11 protein-coding genes are annotated in these 12,904 nt (G+C 73.4%); 2 read left to right on the top strand and 9 right to left on the bottom strand.

The genetic code is table 11. The annotated features are described in order from the left end of the window. Window positions 1-68 precede the first annotated feature (68 nt). The gene (locus tag AMPC_RS19330; protein WP_248343166.1) at window positions 69-1,964 is read right to left on the bottom strand and encodes an APC family permease; all 1,896 of its coding nucleotides are present in this window, start codon (window positions 1,962-1,964) and stop codon (window positions 69-71) included. A 338-nt stretch (window positions 1,965-2,302) separates the two neighbouring features. Further along, window positions 2,303-2,965, bottom strand: coding sequence for a helix-turn-helix domain-containing protein (locus AMPC_RS19325; RefSeq protein ID WP_248343165.1), 663 nt, complete (start codon window positions 2,963-2,965; stop codon window positions 2,303-2,305). 67 nt (window positions 2,966-3,032) lie between these two features. Here AMPC_RS19325 and AMPC_RS19320 point away from each other — a divergent pair, with 67 nt between their 5' ends. Further along, window positions 3,033-4,061, top strand: a complete 1,029-nt coding sequence (locus AMPC_RS19320; protein WP_248343164.1) for a radical SAM protein — start codon at window positions 3,033-3,035, stop codon at window positions 4,059-4,061. Between the two features lie 278 nt (window positions 4,062-4,339). Here the strand turns inward: AMPC_RS19320 and AMPC_RS19315 are convergent, their stop codons facing one another. The 4 genes from AMPC_RS19315 to AMPC_RS19300 all read right to left on the bottom strand — a co-directional run bounded on the left by AMPC_RS19315 (window position 4,340) and on the right by AMPC_RS19300 (window position 6,714). Next, on the bottom strand, window positions 4,340-4,492 hold the full coding sequence (locus AMPC_RS19315; RefSeq protein WP_248343163.1) for a hypothetical protein: 153 nt from the start codon (window positions 4,490-4,492) through the stop codon (window positions 4,340-4,342). 83 nt (window positions 4,493-4,575) lie between these two features. Next, window positions 4,576-5,208, bottom strand: coding sequence for a TPM domain-containing protein (locus AMPC_RS19310; RefSeq protein WP_248343162.1), 633 nt, complete (start codon window positions 5,206-5,208; stop codon window positions 4,576-4,578). A 10-nt stretch (window positions 5,209-5,218) separates the two neighbouring features. Next, the gene (locus AMPC_RS19305) at window positions 5,219-6,124 is read right to left on the bottom strand and encodes a TPM domain-containing protein (RefSeq protein WP_248343161.1); all 906 of its coding nucleotides are present in this window, start codon (window positions 6,122-6,124) and stop codon (window positions 5,219-5,221) included. Beyond that, window positions 6,124-6,714, bottom strand: a complete 591-nt coding sequence (locus tag AMPC_RS19300; protein ID WP_248343160.1) for a LemA family protein — start codon at window positions 6,712-6,714, stop codon at window positions 6,124-6,126. The genes AMPC_RS19305 and AMPC_RS19300 overlap by 1 nt, the downstream gene beginning before the upstream one ends. 58 nt (window positions 6,715-6,772) lie before the next feature. Between AMPC_RS19300 and AMPC_RS19295 the strand changes: the two genes are divergently transcribed. Further along, on the top strand, window positions 6,773-7,195 hold the full coding sequence (locus AMPC_RS19295) for an MGMT family protein (protein ID WP_248343159.1): 423 nt from the start codon (window positions 6,773-6,775) through the stop codon (window positions 7,193-7,195). Here the strand turns inward: AMPC_RS19295 and AMPC_RS19290 are convergent. The 3 genes from AMPC_RS19290 to AMPC_RS19280 all read right to left on the bottom strand — a co-directional run bounded on the left by AMPC_RS19290 (window position 7,137) and on the right by AMPC_RS19280 (window position 12,859). Beyond that, complete coding sequence (locus AMPC_RS19290; RefSeq protein ID WP_248343158.1) at window positions 7,137-8,681, bottom strand: sensor histidine kinase; 1,545 nt, start codon at window positions 8,679-8,681, stop codon at window positions 7,137-7,139. The two genes, AMPC_RS19295 and AMPC_RS19290, sit on opposite strands and share 59 nt — an antisense overlap. 143 nt (window positions 8,682-8,824) lie before the next feature. After that, window positions 8,825-11,347, bottom strand: coding sequence for a glycogen/starch/alpha-glucan phosphorylase (locus tag AMPC_RS19285; RefSeq protein ID WP_248343157.1), 2,523 nt, complete (start codon window positions 11,345-11,347; stop codon window positions 8,825-8,827). A 108-nt stretch (window positions 11,348-11,455) separates the two neighbouring features. Beyond that, window positions 11,456-12,859 (bottom strand): M20/M25/M40 family metallo-hydrolase, encoded by a 1,404-nt coding sequence (locus AMPC_RS19280; RefSeq protein ID WP_248343156.1) that lies wholly within the window; start codon window positions 12,857-12,859, stop codon window positions 11,456-11,458. Between the last annotated feature and the right edge of the window lie 45 nt (window positions 12,860-12,904).

Genomic DNA, 12,904 nt, shown 5'->3' with positions numbered 1-12,904 from the left:
GGAAACGCCGCGGCCGGCGGCCCCGGGGAGCTCCCGGGGCGCGCCGGCCGTCGGCCGAGGGCGAGCGGCTACGCGCTGGCGGCGGGCCGCTCCGCCGCGCGCTCCACGAACACCGGCTTGGAGTTCTTCTTGCTGGCGCGCAGGAAGTAGAGCCCGCCGTAGATCGCCCAGGCGCCGCAGACCGCGAGGGCGATGTAGGGCTCCTTCACGCTCATGCCCGACACCGTGAACGGGCCCACCAGGTAGAAGAGCATGCAGAGCAGGTTCGCCACGAGCCCGAACATGGGCACGAACATGTGCTTGAAGCCGTTGAAGGCGTGGTGCTCCTTGAAGGCCACCATGGCGATGATGCAGGTGAGCATGTAGAGCAGGAAGGTGCCGAAGTTGCTCACCAGGGTGACGACCACCAGGCTGTTGGGGAGCTTCGCGTAGAGCTCCGGCTTGAAGATGCCGAAGGCGTACCAGATGTTCTGGTACTTGGCCTCGAGCGGCGCCGGGGTGGTGCCGCCGAGGTAGCAGGACACGGTGACGATCCCGATCACCGCCGAGATCGCGGCCAGGGTCCAGATGGCGCGGTGCGGGGTCAGCCGCTTGCCGTGCAGCAGGCCGAAGTGGCTCGGGACCTCCTCGTCACGCCCCATGGCGTAGGTGACGCGGGCGCCGGTGGAGAGGCAGGAGAGGGTGGTGCCGATGAGCGCCAGGAACACCGTGGCCGCCTGCACCAGCATGAAGGCGCGGCCGGCGGTGTAGCTGCCGAAGAGCCAGGTGCCGACCAGCACCATCATGTCGCCGAGCGGCGCGCCCGAGCCGGCGGCGTCGGCCAGCGTGTACCCCTGGTTGAGGAAGTAGCCGGCCGCGAAGTACTCGATGGCGTAGCAGAAGAGCCCCTGGATGCCGAGCGAGAGCAGCACCGCGCGCGGGATGTCGCGCTTGGCGTTGCGGGCCTCCTCGCCCATCGAGGTCACCGACTCGAAGCCCACCAGGATGAGGATGGCGATGCAGGCCTGGATGATGATGTACGAGAACCCGTGCGGCGCCGGCACCGACCCGGCGGTGGGGTGGAACTTGAAGTGCGGGGTGAGGTCCTTGGGGTGGTCGGCGTCCACCGGCTCCATGACCGTGGCGGCGTCGGCGGCGTAGCTCAGGGTGAACGGGACCGGCTTGCCGTCCTTGAGCTCCGCCACCGGGGTGCCGTCGGCGTCGAGCTTGTTCTGGAGCACCGGGGCGCCGGCGGCGTCGAGCTTGGGCTTGCCGTTCTCGAGCACCGGCTCCTGGGCCACCACGTAGTCCACCGGGACGCCGTTCACGAGGTGCCAGCCCTTCGAGCCCTCGGGGTGCTGGACGCGGTAGGAGATGGCCATCACCGAGAACACCAGCAGCGCGGTGATCTGGATGACGTTGATGGCGAAGTTCACGCCGGTGGTGCCGGACACGCCGCGGAAGGCGACGTAGGCGGTGCCGAAGGCGAACACCACGCAGAACAGGATCATGAACAGCGGGCTGTTGTAGGTGCCGCTGAAGGTGTTGGGGAAGAACTGGTTCAGGAGGTAGCCGGAGAGGATGGCGGTCACGCCGACCATGCAGCCCGGGTAGACCCAGTAGTAGAGGTGGCTCGCCCAGCCGGTGATGAACTTGGCGATGCGGGCGAAGCGGTAGGCCTTGGTGCGGTTGAGGAAGGCCTGCTCGGCGAAGAAGTACGAGGAGCCGGCGCCGGGGTAGAGCTTGGAGAGCTCGGCGTAGCTGATGGCGGTGGCGAAGCAGAGCAGCAGCGCGGCCAGGATGCCGAACCACATGGCCGAGCCGGCCATCGGGGCGCCGTAGAGCGACTGCATCTGGAACGTGAGCCAGAGGAAGGCGCCCGGGGCGATGAGCGCCATGGCGTTGATGGTGAGGCCGGTGAGGCCGAGCGTCGGGCGCGAGGTCCGGCTGGCCTCGGGCGGGGCGGCGGAACTTCCTGGGGTCATCGGATCTCCTGGCTGGAGCGGGCGGGAGCGCCTTCGCCAGGAGGGGTTTGCAGCAGCCGTGCCGCCGCCCGCGCCCCGCGCGCCCACGAGATTTTCGAGTACCCGACGGAGCGCTGTCCGGAGCGCGGGCAAGGGACTGCACGGAGCGAGGGCAGCGCGCGGGGCCGGGGCCGGCGGGTGCCCGGGAAACGGGCAGGTCATCGCGGAAGCCCGGTAGCCAGGCAGCCGCGGCCTCCTGCCCGGGCGCGGCCCGCCGTCGGCGCGCGGCGCCAGCCCGGCGGTGGAGCACGACGACGCCCGCCCGCGGGGGCGCGGCCCCCTGGAAGCGGGAGAGCGCCCTAGCCGACCGTCTCGGCGTAGGTCATGACGAGGTACATCACCGCCTCGTCCTCCCCCGGGTTCCGGTAGGAGTGCGGCCGGTCGGCCTCGAAGACGATGGCGTCGCCGGGGCCGAGGAGCTGGCGCGAGCCGTCGATCTCGAGCTCCATCGACCCCTTCGAGACCACGAGGTTCTCCATGGTCCCTGGGGCGTGCGCGTCGGCGTTCTCGGTGCCGTGCGGCCCGAGCTTGAGCTCGTAGAACTCGACCCGGCGCGGCTCGTCGAAGGGGAAGAGCGCGCGCGAGCTGAAGCTGCCGTCGTGGCTCGCGAGCACCTTGGCGTGGTCGGCGCGGAGGATGTGCACCCCGCCCGCCGCCCGCGAGCCGAGCAGCGCCGAGAAGGGCACCTCGAGGGCGGTCGAGATCTTCCAGAGCACGTTGATGGTGGGCGCGCTCTGGCCGAGCTCGATCTGCCCGAGCATGGCGCGGGAGACGCCGCAGAGGCGAGACAGCTTCTCGAGGGAGAGGTCGCGCTCGGTCCGCAGCCGCCGCAGGTTCTCGCCCACCACCTGCGTGAGGTTCGCGCCGATGGCCTCGGCGTGCTGCGGCTCGCGGCCGGCCGGCCGCTCGGCCGCCGGCTTCGCCTTGACCTTCGCCTTCGCTCCCGGCTTCACGTTCGCCATGCCCCATATGTCCGTTATCGCGGAGGGGTTGTCAATTCCGGGGACGCGCCGGATGATGCCGCTCCCGATGCGCGTGGACGGAGTCGAGGAGGGCGGGCCCTGGCGGATGACCTTCGTCACCAGCCCGGACGACTGCAACCTGGCCTGCGACATGTGCCCCGGCCACTCGCCGCTCGGCCCGGGGCCGCGACGCCCGCCGCGCCGCCTGGACGCCGGGCTGGTGCTCGCGGTGCTGGCGGAGCGGGCCGGCTCCCCGCTGCGCGAGGTCATCCCCTCCACCATGGGCGAGCCGCTGCTCTGGAGCGGCCTCGCGGCGCTCGCCTCGGCCTGCGCGGCCGCGGGGCCGCGGCTCAACGTCACCACCAACGGGACCTTCCCCGGGCGCGGCGCGCGCGGCTGGGCGGCGCTCCTCGCCCCGGTCACCCGCGACCTCAAGCTCTCCTGGAACGGGGCGACCGCCGCGACCGCCGAGCGGCTCATGGCAGGGCTGCGGTTCGAGGAGGCGGTGGCGGCGGTGCGCGAGTTCCTGGAGGTGCGGGACGCGGTGGCCGCGGCCGGAGGGAGCCGCTGCCGCGTGAGCTTCCAGGTCACCGCGCAGGAGGAGAACGTCGCGGAGCTGCCGGAGATCGTCCGGCTCGCGGCGCGGCTCGGGGTGGAGCGGGTGAAGCTGAACCACCTCCAGCCGAGGCTGCCCGGGCTCTCCGCGCGGGCGCTGTCGCGCGACGAGGCGGGGCGGGCGCGCTGGAACGAGGCGGTCCGGCGCTGCCGCGCGGCCGCGGCCGAGGCGGAGCTCCCGGGCGGCGGGCGCGTCCTCCTCGAGAACGCGGTCGAGTGGCCGGCGGCGGGGGCGCCGGCGCCCGAGCCCGGCCCGTGCCCGTTCCTCGGGCGAGAGGCCTGGGTGCTCGCCGACGGCGCCTTCGCCCCCTGTCCGCATCCGGCCGCCGCCGAGGGCGCGCTCGGCCGGTTCGGCGACGTCTCGACGAGTACGGTGGGGGAGCTCTGGCGAGGCGCGGCGCTCGCGACCTTGCGGGCGAGCTACCGGGACCACCCCATCTGCCGGGAGTGCAGCTTCCGGCGACCGGGCGGGGCCAGCTAGCCGCGCGGGCCGCCTGGCCGCCCCGCCCCTCCCCTTCCCTCCTCGCCCGAGCGGGGAGGGAGCGCAGCGAGAGGCCCGCTCCCCTGCCCGGGGGTCCCTGCGAGCTGCCGCCCGGGGGCCCCTCTTCCCTCTCCCGCGGAGCGGGGGAGGGAGTGCAGCGGGGATGCTGCGGAAGTTGCGCCCCAGGGTTCCTGCGAGCTGCCGCCCTCGGGCTCCTCTTCCCCTCTCCCGCGGAGCGGGGGAGGGAGAGGGAGGGGGAGGGGGTGCGACCCGCGGCGCTAGGAAGCCTGCGGGGCCGGCGCGGCGGCCGGCGCGCTCGCGGCGACGCACGGCGCGGGCTGCGGCTCGGCGGCCTGGGCGGGCACCGCGACGTGGAGCAGGAAACCGACCTCGAGTCCGATCGACAGGGCGAGAATGGCGAGGGCCTTCATGACTTCCTCCGTTCGCCCTGCCCTACGGAGCGGCCACGCGGCCTATTTCGCGGCTCGCGTGGGGCCTGGCCGGCGCGGCGGCCCTACTCGTCCTCCCGGAGCGCGTCCGGGAGCTCGTTGTCGGGCGCCGCACCCTCGCGCGGGAAGTGCTGCGCGAGCCGCTCGCCGCAGAGGTCGATGGCGGCCCGGAAGCCGCCGGCCGGATCGTCCCGCCGCACGCCCGCGACGAGCGCGTCGAGCGCGCGCTGCCAGTCGCCGTCCTTCATCTTCTCGTGGATCCCGTGGTCGCCCAGGATCACGGCCCGCCGCTCCAGCAGCGAGGCGAAGACGAGCACGCCCGTGCCGCGCGACGTCCGGTGCAGCCCGTGCTCGTGGAAGGCGCGCAGCGCCCGGGCGCGGGTGGCCGCCTCGAGGGCCGCGCTGCCCGCGAGGAACCGCTCCACCGGCGCGAGGCGGGCCGCGGCCGCCCCGAGGGCGGCGCAGAGCGCCTGCGCGAGCGCGAGCTCGCGCAGCGTGATGGGGAGCCGCAGCAGCAGCACCACCGCGGTCACGGCCGCGGCGGCGAGGAGCGCGCCCTCGAGCCGCGTCTCGTGGTAGCGCGCCGAGCGCCTCACCACCACCGGGACGATCTGCCCGAGGCTGCGCGCCTCCGCCGCCTGCACCGCCTGCTCCACGCTGGCCCGCGCCTCCGGGCCGAAGAACCGTTCGACGTTCATGCCAGCCCCCTCACCAGCTGCCCGAGGCGCCGCCGCCGGAGAACCCGCCGCCGCCGCCGCTCCAGCCGCCCCCGCTCGAGCCGCCGCCGAAGCCGCCGCCGCCGCCCCACCCGCCGCCGCCGATCCAGGGGCCGCCGCCCCACGGCCCGCGCCGGCGCGGACCGAGGCCGCCGAAGATGCGGGAGACGACGAACAGGAAGACCAGCAGGATGAAGATGGCCGGCGCGCCGAACGAGAAGAGCAGGCCGAGCAGGAGGCCGAGGAGGCCGGAGGGGAGCTCGTGCGCCGGGCGGTCCTCGTGCGGCGCCGTGCGGAGCGACGAGGGCAGCGCGCCGAGCGCGGAGAGGATCTGCTCGCCGGCGACGAAGAGCCCCTCGGCGTAGCGCCCCTCGCGGAAGGCCGGCGCGATCGTCTGCCGGATGATCCGGCCCGACTGCGCGTCGGTGAGCCCGCCCTCGAGGCCGCCGCCGACCTCGATGCGGATGCGCCGGTCGGCGACGGCGATCACGACCAGCACGCCGTTGTCGCGCCCCTTGGTGCCGATCTTCCAGCGCTCGGCGACCCGCATCGAGAAGCTCTCGATGGGCTCGCCGTCGAGCGTGCGGACGAGGAGGTACTGGAGCTGCACGCCCTGCCCGCCCTCCCCCTCGCGCGCCGCGCGGCAGAGGGCGTCGAGCCGGCGGGCGCCGCGCGCGTCGAGGAGGCCGGCCGCGTCCACCACCGGCCCGGTGAGGGGCGGGACGGCCAGCTCGGCCCGGGCCGCGGGCGCCGCGGCGAGCAGGATCGCGAGCAGCGCGGCGCGCCAGGCCCCCTCCCTCGCCCTCCCCCGCTTCGCGGGAGCGGGACTCCTCTCGGCGCTCCCTCCCCGCCGGGCGGGGAGGGCCGGGGAGGGGCGAGCCGGGGCGCCCTGCGGCACTAGAACTTCACCTTGGGAGCCTGCTCGGCGCCCGCGGTGGTGGCCGTGAACTGGGCCTTGGGCTGCTTGTGGTAGAGGATCGCGTTGGTGAAGCTCGTGGGCGGCACGGTCACGAGGTTGTTGAACGCCTGCACCGTCTCGATGTAGCGGCGGCGGGCGATGGTGATCCGGTTCTCGGTCCCCTCGAGCTGCACCTGCAGGTCGCGGAAGTTCTCGTTGGCGCGCAGCTGCGGGTACTGCTCGGCCACCACCATCAGGCGGGACAGCGCCCCCTTGAGCTGGTTCTGCGCCGCCTCGAACTTCGCCAGGTTGTCCGGGGTGAGGTCGTTCGCGGAGAGCTGGATGGAGGTCGCCTTGGCGCGCGCCTCGATCACCCCCTCGAGCGTGCTCTTCTCGTGGGTGGCGTAGCCCTTCACCGTCTCGACCAGGTTCGGCACGAGGTCGGCGCGGCGCTGGTACTGGTTCTGCACCTCGGCCCAGGCCCCGGCCACGGCGTTCTCGCCCTGGGGGATCGACTGGAAGCCACAGCCGGTGGCGGCGAGCAGGACCAGGCCAGCCAGGGCGGCGCGCAGCGGAGCGTTCGTTTTCATGCGCGCTAGCGTAATGCCGGGTGGGGGGTTGTAAAGTGAATCCGGGAGAACACCAGCGATGCCGAAGGCTTCGATGCCGAAGGGGTGGGAGCGCTACTACCGGATCGTCCGCCGTGTGCCGCGCGGACGGGTGACCACCTTCGGCGCGGTGGCGGCCCTGGCGGGCCAGCCCCGGGCGGCGCGGCAGGTGGGCTACGCGCTCTCCGCGCTCAAGGGGACGAAGCACGACGTCCCCTGGCAGCGCGTCCTCGGGAAGCGCAGCGGCGACACCGCCGGCGTCTCGCTCCTCGACCCCATGGGCGCGGCGGTGCAGCGCGATCTGCTGGAGGGCGAGGGGGTCGCCTTCGACGAGCGCGGGCGCGTGGCGCTGGCGCGCTTCGGCTGGCCGGGGGCGGCGCGCCGGCGCCGCGCCGCGCCCGGGCTCAAGGCGACGCGCCGGCCTGCTCGCAGGCGGGGCCGAACGCCGGGAGCCAGAGCCTGAAGGTGGTGCCCTCGCCGAGGCGGCTCTCCACCCGCACCCGCCCGCCGTGCGCCTCGGCGATGCCGCGGACGATGGCGAGGCCGAGCCCCGTGCCGCGGTAGGGGACGTCCTTCCCGCGGCGGTAGGGCTGGAAGAGGTGGGGGAGCTCCTCGGGCGGGATGCCCGGCCCGGTGTCGGAGACCGCGAGCTCCACGCCGCCGTCGCGGCGGGCCGCCGCGAGGGTCAGCCGGCCGCCCGCCCGCGTGAGCTGCACCGCGTTCCCGAGCAGGTTGGAGAGCGCCTGGAGCACGCGGTCGTGGTCGCAGCAGACCTCCGGCAGGCCGCCCTCGGCGCGCACCTCGAGCGAGAGCCAGCGCTCCTCGGCCACCGGCTGGAACGCCTCGCGCGCCTCCTCGAGCAGCCGCGCCGGCTCCGCGCGCCGGGGCCTCACCGAGAGCCGACCGCCCTGGATGGCGGCGGCGTCGAGGAGATCGCCGATCATCCGGCGCATCCGCTCGGCGGCGCGCGCGATCCGCGATCCGGCCGCCTGCACGCGCGGGGCGCCGGCGATCGAGCCGCTGGCGAGCTGCCGGGCGCCGAGCAGGATGGCGCTGAGCGGGTTGCGCAAGTCGTGGGAGACCACCGCCAGGATCCGCTCGCGCACCCGGGCCTCCTCCCGGCTCGCCGCCGCCATGCGCTCCAGCGCCTCCCGCGCGCGCTCCTGCTCGGTGACCTCGAGGACCACCCCGCCGACCCCCACCACCTCCCCATCCACCCGGACCGGGAAGAAGTCCTCGCGCCAGATCCGCTCCTCCCCGGGCTTGGCGTGGGTCTCGCCGCGCACCTCGACGCCCAGCACCGGCTCGCCCGTCTCGAGGATCCCGCGCCAGCGCGCCATGATCTCCTCGACCCCGGAGATCCCCCGGAAGAGCTCCGCCGGCGTCTTCCCGAGGTGGGCCTCGAGCGGGAGCCCGTTCATCTCGGCGAGCTTCCGGTTGAGGCGGACGAACCGGAGGTCGCGATCCCAGAACGCGAGGCCGGTGGGGGCCGCCTCGAACAGCGCCTCGAGCTCGCCCGCCGCCTCGTCGGCCTCGTGGACGGCGCGCCGCAGGGCCTCCTGGGTGTCGTGGAGCTCGGTCACGTCGGTGAGGCTCAGCACCGCCCCGACGAGCTCGCCGCCGGGCTCGCGCAGGGGCGCCGCGCTCGCCGAGACCCAGGTCCAGGCCGCGCGCCCGCGGCGCCGCAGCCGGATCACCTCCTCCGCGCGCTCGCCGTGGAGGGCCCGGGAGAGCGGCGTGTCCCTCATGCGCAGCGGCTGGCCGCCGGCGGTCTCGAGGTCGATGAGCCCGAGCCGCTCCGTGAGCGGCAGCGTCCGCTCCTCCGGCGAGAGCTGCAGGAGCTTCTCGGCCCCGGCGTTCAGGGCGACCAGATCCCCCGCCAGGCCGTAGACCACGAGCGGCCCCGCCACGGCGTCCACCAGGGAGGCGAGGTCGGCGCGCCGGGGCATACGCCGCCAAGGTGCGACCGAACTCCGGGAGGGGCAAGGAGCGCCCGGCTCCCCGCCCGCGCCGGCGGGAGGGCCCGCCCCGGTCGCGGCGGCCAGGGTCGCTCGCGGGGTGGCGGGGGGCCGAGCTCCCGGCGCTCAGCGCCTCAGGCGACCGGGGTCGGCGTGGCGCCCCAGATCTCCTCGGCGTACTCGCGGATGGTCCGGTCGGAGCTGAACTTGCCGCTCCGGGCCACGTTGAGGATGGCCATGCGCGACCAGCGCTCCGGGTCGAGGTACGCCTGGGACACGCGCTCCTGGCACTCGAGGTAGGAGCGGAAGTCGGCGAGGCAGAGGTACGGATCGCCGCCGTTGAGGAGCGAGTCCACGATGGGCTGGAAGAGGCGCGGCTCGCCGGGGGAGAAGCGTCCGGACGAGAGGGCGTCGAGGACCGCCTTCAGGTCCCTGTCGTTCCGGTAGTACTCCCAGGGGTTGTAGCCGCGCCGGCGCAGCTCGGCGACCTGCTCCACCGTGAGCCCGAACAGGAAGAAGTTCTCCGCCCCCACCTCCTCGCGGATCTCGACGTTGGCGCCGTCGAGCGTGCCGACGGTGAGCGCGCCGTTCATCTGGAACTTCATGTTGCCGGTCCCCGACGCCTCCTTGCCGGCGGTCGAGATCTGCTCCGAGACGTCGGCGGCCGGGAAGACCCGCTCCGCCAGCGAGACCCGGTAGTTCTTGAGGAACACCACCGCGATCCGGCCGCGCACGTCGAGATCGTGGTTCACCACCTCGCCCACCGAGTTGATGAGCTTGATGATCTGCTTCGCCATGAAGTACCCGGGCGCCGCCTTGGCCCCGAACACGTAGGTGCGCGGGACGGGCGCGTAGGCCGGATCGGCCTTGATGCGCAGGTACTGGTGGACGATGTGCAGCACGTTGAGCAGCTGCCGCTTGTACTCGTGCAGCCGCTTCACCTGGACGTCGAAGATCGAGTCGAGGTCGAGCGTGATGCCGTTCTCGGCCTTGACGATGGCGGCGAGCCGCTCCTTGTTCTGCCGCTTGATCTCCCGGAAGACCCGCCGGAAGTCGGCGTCGTCGGCGAGCGGCTCGAGCCGGCGCAGCTCGTCGGCGTCGGTCACCCACTGCGGGCCGATGCACTCGGTGATGGTGCGCGCCAGCTCGGGGTTGGCGGCGAGGAGCCAGCGGCGCGGCGTCACCCCGTTGGTCTTGTTGTTGAACCGCTCCGGCCAGAGGGCGTGGAAGTCGTGGAAGAGCTCGGTCTTGAGGAGCTCGGTGTGGAGCGCCGCGACGCCGTTCACCGAGCGGGAGCCGATGACCGCGAGGTTGGCCATGCGCACCTGGCGCCCCGGCCCCTCCTCGATGATCGACATGCGCGCGACGGCGCCCTCGTCGGCCTTGCCGCTCGCGCGCACCTCGTCGAGGAAGCGCCGGTTGATCTCGTAGACGATCTCGAGGTGGCGCGGCAGCACGCGGCCGAAGAGCTCCACCTGCCAGCGCTCCAGCGCCTCCGGCAGCAGCGTGTGGTTGGTGTAGCCGAAGACCGACCGGCAGATCTCCCAGGCCTTCTCCCACTCGAGGTCGTACTGGTCCACGAACACCCGCATCAGTTCCGCCACCGCGATGGCCGGGTGCGTGTCGTTGAGCTGGATGGCGACCTTGTCGGCGAACCCGTCGAAGCTCTCGTGGGTCTTGAGGTGCCGGTTGAGGATGTCGTGGATCGAGCAGGCGACGAAGAAGTACTGCTGCTGGAGCCGCAGCTCCTTGCCCATCACCGTGAGGTCGTTCGGGTAGAGGACCTTGGAGATGGTCTCGGAGAGGTTCTTCTCCTCCACCGCCGCGATGTAGTCGCCCCGGTTGAAGTCGGAGAGGTCGAACTCCTCGGAGGCCCGCGCCCGCCAGAGCCGCAGCGTGTTGACGGTGTGGTTGTGGTAGCCCGCGACCGGCGTGTCGTAGGGCATCCCGAGCACCTTGCGCGTGTCCACCCAGCGCACCCGGTGCTTGCCGTGCTCGTCCACGAAGTGCTCGGTCCGCCCGAAGAAGTGGACCGGGACCTCGTACTCGGGGCGCGGGATCTCCCAGGCGTTGCCGAAGCGCAGCCACTCCTCCGGCCGCTCGACCTGCCAGCCGTTGCGCAGCTCCTGGTCGAAGATGCCGAACTCGTAGCGGATGCCGTAGCCGTAGGCCGGGTACTGCAGGGTGGCGAGCGAGTCGAGGAAGCAGGCCGCGAGCCGCCCCAGGCCGCCGTTGCCGAGCCCGGCGTCGGGCTCCTGGGCGAGGAGGTCGTCGAGCTCGAGCCCCAGGCTCGCGAGCGCGTCGCGCATCGAGTCCCGCAGGCCGAGGTTGATGAGGTTGTTCTCGAGCGCCTTCCCCATGAGGAACTCGAGCGAGAGGTAGTACACGCGCTTGGTGTCGCTCCGGTAGTACGTCTGCTGGGTCTGGACCCAGCGGCGCATCATCCGGTCGCGGACGGCGTAGGCGACCGCGAAGTAGCGATCGAGCGCGGTGGCGGTGTGCTCGTCCTTCGCCTGCGAGTACTGCAGGTGGTCGGCGAAGGCGCGCCGGAGCGAGTCCACGTCGGTGGCGGTCCGCGAGTTGGGCAGCTCGCGCGCGCGCGCCAGCGCGCGGGCCTCCTCGCTGCGGCCGGCGGTGGACTTGGGGGGCGGCGGCATCCAGGCTCCTCGGAAGGTCGTCTGCGTCCCGGCCGCACGGCGCGGCCCGGTGGTCCGGCCGAAACAGCCGGACCCCTGATTCTAATCCGCCGGGCGGTGCCGCCCCGCCTAACCCTTGCGCGGCAGCGCCGCCGCCAGCTCGCCGTAGAGGTGGATGGCGCTGCGCGTCGCCTTCTCGAGGTCGGAGATGGAGAGGCTCTCGTTCTCCGAGTGGGCGTTCGAGTAGGGATCCTCGACGCCGATGAGGAGCGCCGGCACGCCGCCGAGCGCCTTCCCGAACGGCTCCACGAACCCGATCGACCCGCCGCACCCGATGGCGAGCGGCTCCCGGCCGTAGCCGGCCGCGAGGGAGCGGAAGGCCGCCTGGAAGGCCGGGTGCGAGACGTCGGTGGTCCAGGGGGCCCCGCCGGAGTCGATCTCCACCTTCACCTCGACGCCCCAGGGCGCCGCCCGCTTCAGGGCCTCGGTGAGCGCGCGCCCCACCTCGGCGGGATCCATGTCGGGGACGAGCCGCACCGAGACCCGGGCCCAGGCCGCGTCGTTGATGATGTTGCGGGCGTCCTTGCGCGAGGAGGCCTGCATCGCGTTCACGGTGAGCGACGGCTGCCACCAGTTGGTCTCCCAGGGGTGGCGGCCGCCCAGCACCTCCACGCCCGGGAGCATCCCGGCCTGCTCGCGGAACTGCTGCTCGGTGGTGGGGAGCTTGCCGATGCTCTCCTTCGCCTCCGGCGAGAGCGGCCGCACCTGGTCGTAGATCCCCGGGATGGCGATGGAGCCGTCGGGGTTCACGAGCGCGGCGAGCATCTTCGCGAGCGCCATCGCCGGGTCGGGCACCGGGCCGCCCCACATGCCGGAGTGGACGCTCTGCTTGAGCGCCCGCACCTCGACGCTCGCCGCCACGATCCCGCGCAGCGCCACCGTCACCGAGGGGACCCCGGTGTCGAAGTTGCCGGTGTCGGTGAGCACCATGGCGTCGGCCTGGAGCCGGTCGCGGTACTTCTCGAGGAACCTCGGCAGGTGGTCGGAGCCGGTCTCCTCCTCGCCCTCGATCACCACCCGCACGTTGATGGGGAGCTCGCCCGCGCCGCGCACCCAGGCGTCGATGGCGCCGGCGTGGACCAGGATGCCGGCCTTGTCGTCGGCGGCGCCGCGGCCGAAGAGCCGGCCGTTCCGCTCCTCCGGCTCGAAGGGCCTGGAGCTCCAGGCCTCCTCGTCGCCGGCCGGCTGGACGTCGTGGTGCGCGTAGAGGAGCAGCGTCGGCGCCTTCGGGTCTCGGATCCGCTCGGCGTAGACGTAGGGGTGGGCCCCCTCGACCTCCAGGATCTCCACCTTGTCGAGGCCGCGCCGCTCGAGGAGCGCCTTCACCGCGGCGGCGCTCCGCCTCACCTCCTCGGCGGGGAACCCGGCGAAGGAGACGCTGGGGACGCGCACCAGCGCCTTCAGGTCCTCGAGGTACTCGGGGGCGTTCTTCCGGTGGTGATCGAGGGCCTGCTGCAGCTTCGGTGACGACATCCGCGCCTCCTGGGGGTGGTTCCGTTGGACGGGGCGGAGTGTACG

Source organism: Anaeromyxobacter paludicola (assembly GCF_023169965.1).
GTDB lineage: Bacteria > Myxococcota > Myxococcia > Myxococcales > Anaeromyxobacteraceae > Anaeromyxobacter_B > Anaeromyxobacter_B paludicola.
The sequence above is the reverse complement of the archived record's forward strand: the minus strand, read 5'-3'. Positions and strand labels throughout refer to the sequence as shown.

Bases quoted from the DNA above. Each gene is read 5' to 3' on its own strand.
- AMPC_RS19325 (WP_248343165.1), bottom strand. From the start codon at position 2,965: ATGGCGAACGTGAAGCCGGGAGCGAAGGCGAAGGTCAAGGCGAAGCCG.
- AMPC_RS19280 (WP_248343156.1), bottom strand. From the start codon at position 12,859: ATGTCGTCACCGAAGCTGCAGCAGGCCCTCGATCACCACCGGAAGAAC.
- AMPC_RS19315 (WP_248343163.1), bottom strand. From the start codon at position 4,492: ATGAAGGCCCTCGCCATTCTCGCCCTGTCGATCGGACTCGAGGTCGGT.
- AMPC_RS19310 (WP_248343162.1), bottom strand. From the start codon at position 5,208: ATGAACGTCGAACGGTTCTTCGGCCCGGAGGCGCGGGCCAGCGTGGAG.
- AMPC_RS19320 (WP_248343164.1), top strand. From the start codon at position 3,033: ATGCGCGTGGACGGAGTCGAGGAGGGCGGGCCCTGGCGGATGACCTTC.
- AMPC_RS19295 (WP_248343159.1), top strand. From the start codon at position 6,773: ATGCCGAAGGCTTCGATGCCGAAGGGGTGGGAGCGCTACTACCGGATC.
- AMPC_RS19300 (WP_248343160.1), bottom strand. From the start codon at position 6,714: ATGAAAACGAACGCTCCGCTGCGCGCCGCCCTGGCTGGCCTGGTCCTG.
- AMPC_RS19290 (WP_248343158.1), bottom strand. From the start codon at position 8,681: ATGCCCCGGCGCGCCGACCTCGCCTCCCTGGTGGACGCCGTGGCGGGG.
- AMPC_RS19285 (WP_248343157.1), bottom strand. From the start codon at position 11,347: ATGCCGCCGCCCCCCAAGTCCACCGCCGGCCGCAGCGAGGAGGCCCGC.
- AMPC_RS19330 (WP_248343166.1), bottom strand. From the start codon at position 1,964: ATGACCCCAGGAAGTTCCGCCGCCCCGCCCGAGGCCAGCCGGACCTCG.